At 35.4% G+C, this 12,975-nt stretch carries 16 protein-coding genes and 1 pseudogene; 10 read left to right on the top strand and 7 right to left on the bottom strand.

Going from position 1 to position 12,975, the window contains the following annotated elements; all coding sequences use genetic code 11:
• The coding region (locus HEQ36_RS16560; protein WP_290708084.1) for a hypothetical protein at window positions 1-335 on the top strand (335 nt) is incomplete at its 5' end.
• A gap of 19 nt (window positions 336-354) precedes the next feature.
• On the opposite strand, the gene HEQ36_RS16565 is transcribed toward HEQ36_RS16560, so the two are convergent.
• The 3 genes from HEQ36_RS16565 to HEQ36_RS16575 form a co-directional block, all read right to left on the bottom strand.
• Window positions 355-798: a putative toxin-antitoxin system toxin component, PIN family gene (locus HEQ36_RS16565; RefSeq protein ID WP_168635841.1), complete on the bottom strand. Its 444-nt coding sequence runs from the start codon at window positions 796-798 to the stop codon at window positions 355-357.
• Entirely contained in the window at window positions 798-1,073 is a 276-nt protein-coding gene (locus HEQ36_RS16570) for a hypothetical protein (RefSeq protein ID WP_027403128.1), read from the bottom strand. The genes HEQ36_RS16565 and HEQ36_RS16570 overlap by 1 nt, the downstream gene beginning before the upstream one ends.
• 167 nt (window positions 1,074-1,240) lie before the next feature.
• A complete protein-coding gene (locus HEQ36_RS16575; protein WP_160170635.1) occupies window positions 1,241-1,399 on the bottom strand; it encodes a hypothetical protein in 159 nt (52 codons plus the stop codon).
• 372 nt (window positions 1,400-1,771) lie between these two features.
• On the opposite strand from HEQ36_RS16575, the gene HEQ36_RS16580 reads away from it, so the two are divergent.
• Both HEQ36_RS16580 and HEQ36_RS16585 read left to right on the top strand, forming a co-directional pair.
• Window positions 1,772-2,041: a hypothetical protein gene (locus HEQ36_RS16580; RefSeq protein WP_168635840.1), complete on the top strand. Its 270-nt coding sequence runs from the start codon at window positions 1,772-1,774 to the stop codon at window positions 2,039-2,041.
• Between the two features lie 82 nt (window positions 2,042-2,123).
• Window positions 2,124-2,813 (top strand): annotated as a pseudogene (locus HEQ36_RS16585) (TCP-1/cpn60 chaperonin family protein); the annotation flags it as partial.
• 118 nt (window positions 2,814-2,931) lie between these two features.
• Here the strand turns inward: HEQ36_RS16585 and HEQ36_RS16590 are convergent.
• Window positions 2,932-3,483, bottom strand: a complete 552-nt coding sequence (locus HEQ36_RS16590) for a hypothetical protein (RefSeq protein ID WP_168635839.1) — start codon at window positions 3,481-3,483, stop codon at window positions 2,932-2,934.
• A gap of 184 nt (window positions 3,484-3,667) precedes the next feature.
• On the opposite strand from HEQ36_RS16590, the gene HEQ36_RS16595 reads away from it, so the two are divergent.
• From HEQ36_RS16595 to HEQ36_RS16620, 6 genes are all read left to right on the top strand, one after another.
• On the top strand, window positions 3,668-4,099 hold the full coding sequence (locus HEQ36_RS16595) for a hypothetical protein (RefSeq protein ID WP_168635838.1): 432 nt from the start codon (window positions 3,668-3,670) through the stop codon (window positions 4,097-4,099).
• Between the two features lie 12 nt (window positions 4,100-4,111).
• Window positions 4,112-4,348 (top strand): BolA family transcriptional regulator, encoded by a 237-nt coding sequence (locus HEQ36_RS16600; protein ID WP_233455453.1) that lies wholly within the window; start codon window positions 4,112-4,114, stop codon window positions 4,346-4,348.
• Window positions 4,349-4,486: 138 nt separating this feature from the next.
• Window positions 4,487-5,089 carry a ParA family protein gene (locus HEQ36_RS16605; RefSeq protein ID WP_290708090.1) on the top strand — a complete coding sequence of 201 codons (603 nt, stop codon included), beginning with the start codon at window positions 4,487-4,489 and terminating at the stop codon, window positions 5,087-5,089.
• Window positions 5,067-6,788: a hypothetical protein gene (locus HEQ36_RS16610; RefSeq protein ID WP_233455452.1), complete on the top strand. Its 1,722-nt coding sequence runs from the start codon at window positions 5,067-5,069 to the stop codon at window positions 6,786-6,788. The genes HEQ36_RS16605 and HEQ36_RS16610 overlap by 23 nt, the downstream gene beginning before the upstream one ends.
• 361 nt (window positions 6,789-7,149) lie before the next feature.
• The gene (locus tag HEQ36_RS16615) at window positions 7,150-8,070 is read left to right on the top strand and encodes a radical SAM protein (RefSeq protein ID WP_039202308.1); all 921 of its coding nucleotides are present in this window, start codon (window positions 7,150-7,152) and stop codon (window positions 8,068-8,070) included.
• Window positions 8,063-9,346: a photosystem II assembly protein gene (locus HEQ36_RS16620; RefSeq protein WP_053540832.1), complete on the top strand. Its 1,284-nt coding sequence runs from the start codon at window positions 8,063-8,065 to the stop codon at window positions 9,344-9,346. Before HEQ36_RS16615 ends, HEQ36_RS16620 begins: the two co-directional genes overlap by 8 nt.
• A gap of 472 nt (window positions 9,347-9,818) precedes the next feature.
• Here the strand turns inward: HEQ36_RS16620 and HEQ36_RS16625 are convergent, their stop codons facing one another.
• Both HEQ36_RS16625 and HEQ36_RS16630 read right to left on the bottom strand, forming a co-directional pair.
• The gene (locus HEQ36_RS16625; RefSeq protein WP_039202305.1) at window positions 9,819-10,280 is read right to left on the bottom strand and encodes an anti-sigma factor; all 462 of its coding nucleotides are present in this window, start codon (window positions 10,278-10,280) and stop codon (window positions 9,819-9,821) included.
• A gap of 116 nt (window positions 10,281-10,396) precedes the next feature.
• The gene (locus tag HEQ36_RS16630) at window positions 10,397-11,053 is read right to left on the bottom strand and encodes a sigma-70 family RNA polymerase sigma factor (protein ID WP_053540831.1); all 657 of its coding nucleotides are present in this window, start codon (window positions 11,051-11,053) and stop codon (window positions 10,397-10,399) included.
• A 315-nt stretch (window positions 11,054-11,368) separates the two neighbouring features.
• Between HEQ36_RS16630 and HEQ36_RS16635 the strand changes: the two genes are divergently transcribed.
• A complete protein-coding gene (locus HEQ36_RS16635) occupies window positions 11,369-12,052 on the top strand; it encodes a L,D-transpeptidase (protein ID WP_039202301.1) in 684 nt (227 codons plus the stop codon).
• Window positions 12,053-12,488: 436 nt separating this feature from the next.
• Here the strand turns inward: HEQ36_RS16635 and HEQ36_RS16640 are convergent, their stop codons facing one another.
• Window positions 12,489-12,917 carry a hypothetical protein gene (locus HEQ36_RS16640; protein WP_027403137.1) on the bottom strand — a complete coding sequence of 143 codons (429 nt, stop codon included), beginning with the start codon at window positions 12,915-12,917 and terminating at the stop codon, window positions 12,489-12,491.
• Window positions 12,918-12,975 lie beyond the last annotated feature (58 nt).

Here is a 12,975-nt window from a genome sequence, read left to right on the forward strand (position 1 = left end):
CCACAGAGGCACAGAGTACACAGAGAGAGAATTTCTGCATCAGTTTTGGGACATTTTTTTATTTGGAAGTCTCTTATCAAAAATTACCCGAAATTGTCAGAACTTTAATTGACAATAATCCTCTTTATCAAGAAAACTTAGATAGAGAGAAAATGATTGAAGTGATTAATCGTAATTTTGATCCTATTGCTGTCCCTGATGTTAATAATATCTCTCAGGGGGAATTAACGAAACGGATTAAAAGTATTTTATCTTTACATTTAGTTTCAGGAATGTTAAATGATTTGACTCCAGAGCAAATGCAAATTTTTGATGAATCTGTAAAACGAGGTTAAATGGGTTATTTAATTGATTTTATTTATCTAATATCCTGATAAATAAATCGGGTGATAAAATTTGTGTTCCGTGATAATGTTTTAATGGAAGAATATGTTTTTTATCAAGAGAAACTAAATAATCAGCACTAACTTCATAAGCTGCGGCTAAAAATATATTATCATTAGGATCAATATTATCCAAGATTGTCGCTTGATAAGTACCTTGAATTTTAATTGCCGTATAAAAAATGGCTGTCAAAATATCTTTAATATCAGTTGTATCAATATTTTTTGCTAATAATTTTTCAACTAATTCCTCTAATAGTTGTGGAGACATTACTAGGTTAAATCTACCTTCTCGCCAGTATATAATAATCTTACAAGGCGCACTATTCGGGTTTTTACTCAGTAAAGCTGAGATAAAAACAGATGTATCCAAAATGACTAAAAGTATTGGTGAATCAAATTTTTGAAAAGACATTATAAGAAATCTGATTCATTTAATTTTGCCGATATTCTTCCACTGGCTGCATAAAATTTTTGCCAAACTTGCTCTTCGCAGTCATTTGATAAAGCTAAAACTTCACTGATAGTTTCTGCAATAATCTCTTTTGCTTGTTGTTTATAATTTACTGGTGGTTTTTCTTGAGGATTTAATCCCAGTTGTTGAATTAACTGTTGTAATAACCATTGTTTATCTTCAATGGAGTAAGTTTGTAATATTTGTTCAAGTTCTATAATCTTAGGTGATGGCATAAGATTTTTTATAGGAAAAGTTGAGTTAGTCTTATTATACCACATTCGTAGTTAAAACGGAATTAATATGATCAGATTTTAGATAATTCGCAATCAAGATAAAATTGTATGAATTTTCAATTCAGGAAACTTACTGAGCTATTTTATGATCACACAACCAATGCAAATTATTTATTTTTTAACTCTATTTTTTCTTGTAATTTATTGATTTGTTGTTGTAATTGTTCAATTTGACCATCTTTTTCTTCTAACCGACGATAAAGTTCTTGAACAGATTTCTCTAAATTTTGATTGTCATTAGAGTTATTACTCTGACGGGAGGACAAAAGTAGTTAAGATACTGATAAAATAAGGCGCATAGCTCTCTCACCCTGTTGATAATACTTCTGTTTATTAGGAGATAATCTCAATAATGACCTAACTAATTCCCGACAATTAAGTAGGTTGGTGTTGAAAATTGTCGTTATGGCAAGGCAAAGGCAAGAGGCAAGAGGCAAGAGTGAAGAGGGTTTGGGCGATTTTACATTTCTTTACACAGTTTGGTTTTATTGTGTTCACCTACTTATCTATGAAATTAACCCAAGTCTGAGCATATAATCCAATATAAAAAAAAGTAGGTCTATCTCTTTTTACCATAAATCGGTACAATCTTTACCTGATAAGATATTTAGACTATTTCGTCATCCCGTTAGATATTTTTGGGAGATATAGAAGCACTTTTAGAAAATCATTTAGAGCGTTTATCAGAATTAGAAAATAAGGTTATTAACTGGTTATCCACACAAAATGAACCTATAGATATTTCCCAAAAACCTGCTGATATTGAATTATCAAATGCTAGATTTTTGCAAATTATACAATCTTTAACACGACGGTGTTTAGTAGAAAAAGTGTTAGGAGAAGAAGAAGTAAAATTTCAGTTAAATTCGTTATTTAAAACATACATGAATAATGAATATTGCGGTTAATTGGAAAGAATTTAATTTTCAAGAAAGTCATCCGCTTTAATCCTAGCTTGCCTCAAAATTGCTCATAATTTCCTTATGATGCTTAGGTAAAGCTCGTCGCATCACCATTACCAAAGACAGCACCACAATTGTTGCTGAAGGTAATGAAGCTGCTGTGAAGGCTCGTTGCGAACAAATCCGTCCTCAGATGGAAGAAACCGAATCTTCCTACGACAAAGAAAAACTGCAAGAACGTTTGGCTAAATTGTCCGGTGGTGTCGCTGTAGTTAAAGTTGGTGCAGCTACCGAAACCGAAATGAAGGACAAGAAGCTGCGCTTGGAAGATGCTATCAACGCTACCAAGGCTGCTGTAGAAGAAGGTATTGTTCCCGGTGGTGGTACAACCTTGGCTCACCTCGCTCCTCAATTGGAAGTTTGGGCGCACAGCCACCTCAAAGATGAAGAGTTGACAGGTGCTTTAATCGTCGTTCGTGCTTTACCTGCTCCTCTGAAGAGAATTGCAGAAAACGCTGGTCAAAACGGTGCCGTAATTGCGGAAAGAGTGAAAGAGAAGGATTTCAACATTGGTTTCAATGCTTCTACCAACGAATTCGTTGATATGTTGGCAGCTGGTATTGTTGACCCTGCTAAGGTAACTCGTTCTGCTCTGCAAAACGCTGCTTCTATCGCTGGGATGGTGTTGACAACTAAATGTATCATTGTTGACAAGCCAGAACCTAAAGATGGCGCTCCTGCTGCTGGCGCTGGTATGGGTGGAGATTACGATTACTAAAATCTTTTCGTAGTTTTCCTAGTTTGAATAATGGCCGCTTCCGTAAGGGGGCGGCTGTTTTTTTTGGACATCGAACCACAGAGGCACAGAGGACGCAGAGAGAAGATTTTGTTTAAGTTCAACTTACAGCTAAAAGTTCATCAAGCTTATTTTTTAATTCTGGAGATGTCATTAATGGATTATAAACTTCCCCTTTGTAAGGTTGCCAAACATAACCAGAACTAAATGGTTGGAAACCTGGTAATGTTTCTACTTCTTCTGCAAGTGCTGTAGATAAAACTAATCCTGGAATAGATAAATTAGGTAAATCTTCTATTAGTTCACTATAGGTTCTAAATTCATCAACTTCTACACCAACTAAAGCATAACGAAAGCTAGAATCAAACTTTAGAGCTTCATAGAATAACAAACCTAACTCCGTCATTAAATAAGCACTTTCAGGACTATATATTCCCACTTCGCTAACATTATCTGAGTAAACCCGTTCAGGGTAAACCCGACACCACCAATTGTCTTCTATATCTTGAAAAATGTCTGTGCGACACACATATATAGTAGACTTCAAAAGTAACCATTGATACCCTCTTATTTCCCCAAAATATTGAGCAAATTTCTTAGCACTGTTTTCATCAGAGCCACACTCTGCTGATAAACTAAATATCCACGCCATACCTGCCTCCTATTTAGTTCTAATCAATTCTTTCCCAATAATCTTGGGTGTTTGCCATTCGAGTTTGAATAATCGCTGTTTCTGGAAAGGGTTGGCTGTTTTTTGTTGTTAATGCTTAATTTTTAGCTTAAAAATCCTAATTTAATAATATACTGATAAAGCTTGAATTTTAAGTCTAACAAGTATGGAAGATTACCAGGCAGCTTTTATGGAGCGCCATACTGATACTGAAACACTGCATCCTGTAAGGAAAGTTGGGGCTATGCACTTTGGTGGTGTAACCATCGAATGTTTATTAAAAGCGATGATTTTTGCTACTTTACCAAATGGCGCGAGTCGAGAATGGAAAACAAGTTCTAAGAATCCTGGACATACAATCAAAAATCCGGGACACAAATACGATGAGGCGTTGAGACGACATAATCGACTTCGATCTAGAATTGAAAGGTTTCCAGATGTTATGGAATGGCTCAACACAGTTGAGAACCCAATGAGCCAACATTTCATAGATTTGCGCTATTCTGGACTTGAGCCTAATGATGAAAGTTATCAACTTTGGTTCCACGCATATCATAACCTTATTCGTTGGTTACAAGAGCAAATCGCTACACTTTAAAAAGGTGATCAAATGCAGGAAAATTGGCAGGTTTTACTAAAACAGAAAATTACAAACCAGTATGTACAGAAGTCACAGGAATGGGTTGATGTAAATATTTCTACATCTGGTTTATTGAATTTGACTATTGTAAGCGATCGCTTTATAGGTTTATCTATTCCTCAACGTAAAGAACAAATTTCTAACTTACTTAAATCACAAGTTCCTCATTTATCTCCTGGTTTTCTCTCCCTATATACACTTCAATAAGCTGAATCACTTAATATTTCACCACCACAGATTTTTGATCCAGCATCAATACATACTTGGCAAGATTTAGCTATCCAAGCAGCAAACCCACAAAATCAATCAATAGCACCTCAGCGCGAACTCAGTTTACCCAGAACAGTGACATTTTATTCCTTTAAAGGAGGAGTAGGACGCACTACGGCATTAACTCATGTTGCTTGGATTTTAGCAATGCGAGGACGTAAAGTTGTAGCTGTAGATTTAGATTTAGAAGCACCTGGTTTAAGTACAGCATTTAACCTACAACCACAACCAAAATATGGAATTGTTGACTATTTTTATGAACGTTCCTATTTACCAGAAGGAATAAAGCCGAGTATTTCCATTACAGAAATATTTGGTGAAGTGAGAATACCAAACGCTAAAGGAAGATTATTTGTTGTTCCTGCTGGTTGTCTTAGTCTTGATTATATTTCTAAGGTTGATGATCTTCATGCTAATACTGTTATTGATGGAGATCAAAGTCTTTGGACTGTTTTCAAGCGGGAAATTTACGAACAATTAAAACCTGATGTTATATTAATTGATTCGAGAACGGGAATTAATCAATGGGGAGCTTTATCATTAATTCAAGCTGCTGATGAAGCAATTATTTTTCTTTTTCCTAATGAACAAAATAAACAAGGAATAGAATTACTATTGCGTTCGCTAAACACTCTAAAAAATCTATCAATCAATTTTGTTTTTTTCTCCTGTTCCTGATGTTAGCAAACTTGACAAAGTAAACGAGATTTATAAATATTTTCTAGATGAAATAAAAATAGCCACAGATGAAGAATTTGAAATAGATGATAATGATCCATTAGAACTACCAGAACCTTTAGTAATTCCCTATCTTCAACCCATTGCTTTAGCTGATAATTACCCTGTAAGAGCTTTACTAGATTACTATAATAAAATTGTCAATTTAATTGATGAAGAAACTGATGAAATTGACAGAACAAATATTTTAACTAATTCAGAAACACGCTGGAAAATTATCAAAAGCTTGCAATTTCCTGAAGTAAATGCTGCGGATACAGATCAAAAACAGGATTTCACCCTCCTATTCCAGCGTACCAATGATTTTGAGAAATTTTTAGATCATGCAACTTGTTTAATTAGAGGTAGAAAAGGAACAGGTAAAACTGCTCTATATTGGCTTTTTCTCAAATATAAAAGTGATGCTCAAAAACTAGCTCGTGGTAGATTAGATAATACTGTATTTTTGTCTGCACATGGTAGATATCAGGAAAGTCGTCCGACTCGTGGACAATTCCAATTTATTCATGAAAATTTACAGCAGCAGGGTGGCACATGGGAGGCTTTCTGGAGAGCTTATTTACTCCTTAGATGTCATCAGGAAAATTTATGTAATTTTCCTAAAAATAGGAAAGGTGAAAAATTTAGTGAACTGAAAAATATTATCAATAATTTACCTAAAGGAAAATGGCAATTTGAGTACAATCAAGTTTTGTTAGAATTATCTACTAACTCTATACTAAGTGAAATAGTCAATGATACCATTAACATTATCATTCATGAAGAAGCCAAAAATAAATCTCAGAAAATCTGGTTTCTTTATGATGATTTAGATGAAGATTTTCCTGAAGCAGGAGAAGTAAGACAATCAGCATTATCTGGATTATTTCAATTAGTTCAATCTTGTGATGCAAATCGCCTAACAGAAATTAGATTTAAGATTTTCTTGAGAGAAGATATATGGAATCGTTTAATTTTTGACAATAAAAGTCATTTTACTGGACGCGATATTATTTTACAATGGACTAGGGTTGACTTTTTAAGATTAGCTTTGCGTCAATCAATACAATCTCCAGATTTTAAGGATTTGGTAAATAGATTTTCTCCTATTGCTGAAGATGCAATTGATCAAACTACTGAAGATGCAATTGATAAAGCTTTAGAATTGCTTTGGGGAAGTCGTCGCAGAAGAGGAGACAAAGCTAAATATTTATCCAGATGGGTTTATGAAAGATTAACTGATTCTAGTGGTACTACTTTTCCTCGTAGTTTAAGTATATTATTAACAGGTGCAAAAGAACAAGAATTAAGCTATCAAGGAAAATCATCAATTCAAACACCAACAGATCGTTTATTACGCAGTAAATCTTTAGAAATGGGATTGAAAAAAGCATCAGAAAAACGTTGTGATGAAATCAAAGAAGAATATCGTCATTTGACTAAATTTTTTGACTCTCTCAAGCAGAAATCAGCCCTTTTACCTAAAGACGAATTACATAGCATATGGCAAGAATCAGCACATGATATAGCAGACTTTGAAGAATTTGCTTCTTTTTTAACTGAAATCGGTATTATTCAATTGCGCGAGAAAGATCAACGCTATAAATTTGCGGATATCTATGTATATGGATTTGAGATGATTCGTAAAGGTGCTGTATGAAAATATTTTTGACTTTATATCCCTAGTTGTGTAGAAGTTTTCGCAGGTTTACGATTTGAAAAAGATTAAGAGACTTCCAAGAAATAAATTATCCCAAGAAACGAACCACAGAGGCACAGAGTACACAGAGAGAGAATTTTTGCATCAGTTTTGGGACATTTTTTTATTTGGAAGTCTCTAAAGTTAATTAGTATATTCATAGAGATATTTTATCTTTTCACAAAATACTAACTTTCGTTTTCTCTATGTTTAGAAAAAAACGGAAAAATACGTGAATATACGTTTGTGTATCAGCAGTGCTTATATTTAAATGTATTCAATAGCATTTTTAGGATCTATCAAGTAAATAACATATTAAAATATGGCGAAACCAAGGTATGAAGGTTATAGCGACGAAACTCCTACAAAATGCGTGCGCGAAAAATTTGGAGATACTACAGTTTACGCTCAAAATGCTAAATCACTGCTAACAAAAGCCACTGGGTTTATTGCTGCTTATGACTTTACCCTCAATCCTTATCGGGGTTGTCAATATGGCTGTAGTTATTGCTATGCTGCTGCATTTAGCCCTAATTCTCAAATGCGCCAAGACTGGGGTAAATGGGTAATTTATAAAGAAAATGCTGCGGAAATTTTAGCAAAAGAATTAGAAACTTGGTATCGGAAAAATCCCAAGCAACCTCCCAGAATTTACATGAGTAGTGTCACAGATCCTTATCAACCTTTGGAGTCTAAACATCAATTAACTCGCAGTTTATTAGAAGTAATGCTTGATTATCGGCCAAATTTAGTAATTCAAACTCGCAGTCCCATTATTACTAGAGATATTGATTATTTACAAAGGTTTCAACGATTGCGAATTAATATGAGCATTCCCACAGGTAGCGAAGCTGTAAGAAGAGACTTTGAACCCCGTTCTCCTAGTATTAAAGCCAGATTAAATGCTATTACTAAAATTAGACAAAGTATTGATATTTTTAAAGGTTTTATTCCTAAAATTTCTATTACAATTACACCTTTATTACCAACATTAGTAATAGATGAAGATGCTTTTATTGAAAAATTAGCTATTGCAGATAGAGTAGTAATTCAAGATTTTCATCCTCACAATAATCGTTCTCTTGTCGCCGGAACTCGTCAAGAAGCTGAAGAAATTAAACAAAAGTATGCTTGGTGGTATAATTCTGAGAGATTTAGTTATCAGAGATTTAAAGAAAAGTTAGTCTCTCAGCTTCCGGGTGTAGAAATAAAAGAAGGAAAAGACGGGTTTGGTTATGAGTAATTTTATTATTAATTGGTGGAGAAGTCAGCAATTTAAATCAGCATTACAGCGTGGTGATACCCGAAGTGCTGTACAAATTTTGCAAGAGATTCAAAAATCGGGAGCAAGTTTTTCATGGTTAGAGAAACTATTTAGGGATAAACTGCAACTTGAACGAAATTTACAGGAAAATAAACACGAAACTGCAAATTTAAGAAACCAAATAACAGCAGCAAAAGAATCAAAATCTCATCTGTTATTAAATCCAAATGCAGAATTTATTAAGTTTATATATCAAGCTTTTAAATTAGTGGATCATGATGAATATAAACTCCAAGCAACAGGAATTGATGAGAGTATATTTGATAATTTTGAAGTTAAACTAGTGGAATATCTTCAAGAAGAATTTAGTAAAATTTCTGATCAACAATTAGCAATTAAATTAGAAGACGCTGTTGAGGATATTACTAGCTTAAAAATGGGACAAGATCCAGACTACCGTTTTAGTCTGACTCCTCATGTCTATTTTATGAAATATTTTTTAGAAAATGTCTATTGTCTCTATTTAGCCTGGTTTTTAATTTACCAAGATGGGTTGTTACCAACTAAATTGAATATTCTTGATATCGCTGCTGGACCGGGAACAACAGCTTATGGTTTGGCTTTATTTCTCCAAAGTTGTAGCAGCTTTTTTGATATTCCCCAAATGCACATATCTTACTATTCTTTAGAAAAACAAGCCGCTTTCCAGTATCGAGGACTTCAATTTTGGCGTAAATATATCGAGTCGCAACTAAATCCTCTAAATAATTACTTTCGTTTTGTTAGTTCTGACATCTTTTTATGGGATGCGAAATCTAGGAATATTCCCAAAAACTTTTTTGATTTCATCGTTATTTCTCATTGTTTTTTCGCAGATAATACCAAAAGAATTCAAGCTAATAATATATATAAAGAAATATTTTCTGAAAGCTTAAATAATCAGGGGTATGTACTCTTAATTATCCAAGACAAGAAGCTATTCAAGGCTTACAATATTTATCAAGTTGAAGATAAAGAACAGGAAAAAAATATAGTATATAAGTTTGTAGAAGAACTTGGATTAGAATTAGTTTGGTATAAATATATAAATGCAACGGGTTTAAGAAAACCTTTAGCTATTTCTGAGTTTGCCAAATTTGCTCAAGATGAATTACCTAAGCAACTATATATGACTCGGTTACTTAAAAAGTATTTCAGTCAAAAGTATGAATCACACTATGTATTAGATGATTATGTCATATTAGCCAAGAAATAGAGAATTATTTTTACTCAACAAAGCCGAGATGAAAACAGATGTAAGTAGGTGAACACAATAAAACCAAACTGTGTAAAGAAACGTAAAATCGCCCAAACCCTCTTCACTCTTGCCTCTTGCCTTTTGCCTTGCCATAAGGACAATTTTCAACGCCAACCTACTTATCTACAATTACTAAAAGTATTGATGAATCAAATTTTTGATCAGACATTATAAGAAATCCGATTCATTTAATTTTTTCGATATTCTTCCACTTACAACCTAAAATTCTTGCCAAACTTGCTTTTTACGTTTCGTTTAGAAATCAACCGACATCAAAAAACCTCTATAATCGCCAGTAAATAGAGGTTTGTAAGCTAAACGGCTCATTTTTATATTTGGTTTGGGTGTATTTTATGACATCATAAAAAGTTGACCAGCTAGGAGGTATACTCACTGATGCTTGCTGGAGTGGTGACAGTTTAGCTATTAATTAATTGAGGTTGTTAACTAGCTTCTCGCTAGGAGCTACTGCTGTTTTGGGAATTTCAATAACTGGGTTATTTAAAGCCACCATTAAGGGCGAATCTGCGGCTGTTGGTGTTAATTCTGTTGGTTGTGTTGTGGCTATTTCTAGCATTCTGGAATTACTTGGCAATAAACCAGATATTGTTCCCAAAATACAAGCCACTGCGGCTGCACTACCTAACATCCAGTTCAAGCGATAACGGCGATTAACACGGACTAAAACTTGGTTAATCGTTGCTTCTGATGACTGAGAGTTGGCGGGAACAGGGATGTTATGCAAGCCTTTTCTAAGATTTAATAGTCTCTTGTATAGGCATTTAATTGAGGCATCAGTTAATAGCCACTCTTCAACTTGCCTGCGTTCAGTAGCTGTAACTTCGCCATCCAGATAAGCACTTAATAACTCGAAACAATCGCGCTTCTCCATATTTATAGTACCCGTTGATTCATTTTTGCTTCTCAATGGCAGAAAATATATATTTTCGTTGACAGTCCTTAATATTTCTTAAAATCTGCCATAGAATTGAGGAAACATGGTGTAGATTATGTATCTAGATAGGTTTGTAACTGAGTTTGTAATCTTGATCTGGCTCTAGCTATTCTAGATTTCACCGTTCCCAGGGAAACTCCGGTAATTTCGGCAATTTCTTCATAGGCCATGCCTTCAATTTCTCTTAAAACAATTGTAGTCCGAAAAACTTCTGGTAAGTCGGCGATCGCTTCTCGCAACTGTTCATAAAATTCTCTAGTAGTTAGTTGCTCATCTGGACTTGGGGTATCACCGGCAATTTCCCAATCCATTTCCCCATCATCTAAGGTGCGGGGAGCATCTAATGATAAGGGACTAGCGACCCGTTTGCGTTTACGTAATTCATCATAGAACAAATTTGTGGCAATGCGGCTTAACCATCCCCGGAACTTGGCAGGTTCTTGTAGTCGGTTAATATTCCTATAGACACGAATCCAAACTTCCTGGGCTAAATCGGCTCTATCAGACCAATCGGGGGCTAAATGATATAAAACTCGATCAACTTGAGTCTGGTAGCGACGTAACAGTTCTGAAAAGGCAGCACGTTCTGGACGCAATCCGACTTGACAGCGCAAAATAAGATCGTTGTTTGAGAGTTTGTCAACTTGCACCGATGCTATTGGATAGGTGGCATCCACTGTTGACCAGGATACACTAATGGATTGACTCATGGATCAGATTGGCGTTAAATCACTCCCCTCCATTAGACTAGATTATAGATCAAAAGTTCCTCGGTAAGGTGACGGATTTATAATCGGAACACGGAAATATATATAGAAAGGAGTTTTCAGCATTTTATTCCATCGTCAAGTAAGTATGAAAGAAGAAGGTAAAGAAGACTACGGATTAACTTTTTGTTAGAGTTAGGGATGGTGATCAGATTAGCAAATGTCCACTAAATACTTGACTGGTACTTACTTAATGATCAATGATCAGTCACCTTTAGCCAGATGTGTCAGGGATAAATAATAGGCGATGAATAGGCGATGGCAATGGCAAGAAATGAATCTGTAGCGAGTATGGTCATGTTTCTCTGTTTTGGTACAGCAATTTTATCTCTGGCTGTCCATTGGCACAATATGACAACAAAAGGACAATTAAATCAGTCTATATCCACAGAGATTTATCCACAGGGTTCATCAGTGGAAATTGGCAACAGTGCAATTGCGGCTTCTGTGCCTAACTCTCCCCAAAAAGCTGCTGTTTGGAGAACACAAAGGTCAAGTCAGGATCAAGTTACAGATCCGGTCAAGAGTTCTCAGGGATCAATGCCAGTATCAAATACAACTCAAGTAGTGGTGGATTTGAGCGATCGCCGTGTCTATGTTTCTCAATATAATGAAATAATAGCTAGTTATCCCATTGCTATCGGTAAAAAAGGCTGGGAAACACCAACAGGCAATTTTAAAATCATCCACAAGGAACACGACCCCATTTGGCGACATCCCATTACAAATGCTGTTTTCGAGGGCGGTTCTGACAGTCCTTTAGGGGATAGATGGATTGGTTTTTGGTCTGATGGTCGGAATCAACTCGGCTTTCATGGCACACCAGATGTTGATTTACTAGGGGCGGCTGTTTCTCACGGTTGTCTAAGAATGCGTAATTCTGATGTCAGAATGTTGTATAGCCAAGTAAGTATAGGTACACAAGTATTAGTACGTGAATAAAAATATGAAAGCAGTAAGAATTAAGGAATAAAAGTCTTTTAGAGACTTCCAAGAAATAAATTATCCTAAGAAACGAACCACAGAGGCACAGAGTACACAGAGAGAGAATTTCTGCATCAGTTTTGGGACATTTTTTTATTTGGAAGTCTCTTACTGTATGCCCAACTCCTGCCTCCATTGTCGGTGTTATACCAGTCATTGCGAGGGAAGGGAAGCAATCACAACCCTTGGAATTGCTTCATTTCACTTCGTTCCATATGGCTAACGCCACGCAACGCTTACGCAATAACACTGTGTAATTAATTCTGTCTCACTACTTAACTTGGGTTTTTACATCCATATATTACCTTGAAGCAAAAGCTCAATTTATTCCCTTGCGGAGTATAAGTGACCATCTTCAAGAGCTTTTTCTACTATTTTTTCAATACTCTCATTTTTACAGACTCGGCTGATTAAACACCTCTAAAATTTGCCGACAAACCTGTTTCAGTTTTTCCCGAACTTCAGCAGAGGGTGTGGAGTCACCGACAAAACTCCAGGTTTCAATAGTGGAAAGTCGCCAAACTTCCCCACTGTGATCAAATCCAGCGGCTTCGACACCAATGGCGCGACGGTGATTATTAATCGGATCTTGATAAAATCGGATTTGAATCAAAATACTGCGACAGCGCCAAGATTTGCTAATGCCAGGAAAGTGAAAACCAATGTCTATAGAATCTGGATCTACTAGTTCTCTGGTTTCTGGGTCATTGTGCCAGGGTTTAAGATCGGATTTGACATCAGGAAATTCATATTTAAATAAATTTACTACCGTAGCAATTTTGCTGGCAAATTCTAGGTTTGTGGCTTGTTCGGCTGCGTTCACTCAATAATACTCCTCTATGCGGTTGGTCTGCGGGGAAGATCAAGACAGAAAAACCTGA

Source organism: Anabaena sp. 54 (assembly GCF_017355725.1).
GTDB classification, from domain to species: domain Bacteria; phylum Cyanobacteriota; class Cyanobacteriia; order Cyanobacteriales; family Nostocaceae; genus Dolichospermum; species Dolichospermum heterosporum.

Coding starts and splice junctions, on each gene's coding strand:
- HEQ36_RS16630 (WP_053540831.1), bottom strand. CDS start 11,053: ATGAGTCAATCCATTAGTGTATCCTGGTCAACAGTGGATGCCACCTAT.
- HEQ36_RS16625 (WP_039202305.1), bottom strand. CDS start 10,280: ATGGAGAAGCGCGATTGTTTCGAGTTATTAAGTGCTTATCTGGATGGC.
- HEQ36_RS16565 (WP_168635841.1), bottom strand. CDS start 798: ATGTCTTTTCAAAAATTTGATTCACCAATACTTTTAGTCATTTTGGAT.
- HEQ36_RS16570 (WP_027403128.1), bottom strand. CDS start 1,073: ATGCCATCACCTAAGATTATAGAACTTGAACAAATATTACAAACTTAC.
- HEQ36_RS16615 (WP_039202308.1), top strand. CDS start 7,150: ATGGCGAAACCAAGGTATGAAGGTTATAGCGACGAAACTCCTACAAAA.
- HEQ36_RS16635 (WP_039202301.1), top strand. CDS start 11,369: ATGGCAATGGCAAGAAATGAATCTGTAGCGAGTATGGTCATGTTTCTC.
- HEQ36_RS16595 (WP_168635838.1), top strand. CDS start 3,668: ATGGAAGATTACCAGGCAGCTTTTATGGAGCGCCATACTGATACTGAA.
- HEQ36_RS16600 (WP_233455453.1), top strand. CDS start 4,112: ATGCAGGAAAATTGGCAGGTTTTACTAAAACAGAAAATTACAAACCAG.
- HEQ36_RS16620 (WP_053540832.1), top strand. CDS start 8,063: ATGAGTAATTTTATTATTAATTGGTGGAGAAGTCAGCAATTTAAATCA.
- HEQ36_RS16590 (WP_168635839.1), bottom strand. CDS start 3,483: ATGGCGTGGATATTTAGTTTATCAGCAGAGTGTGGCTCTGATGAAAAC.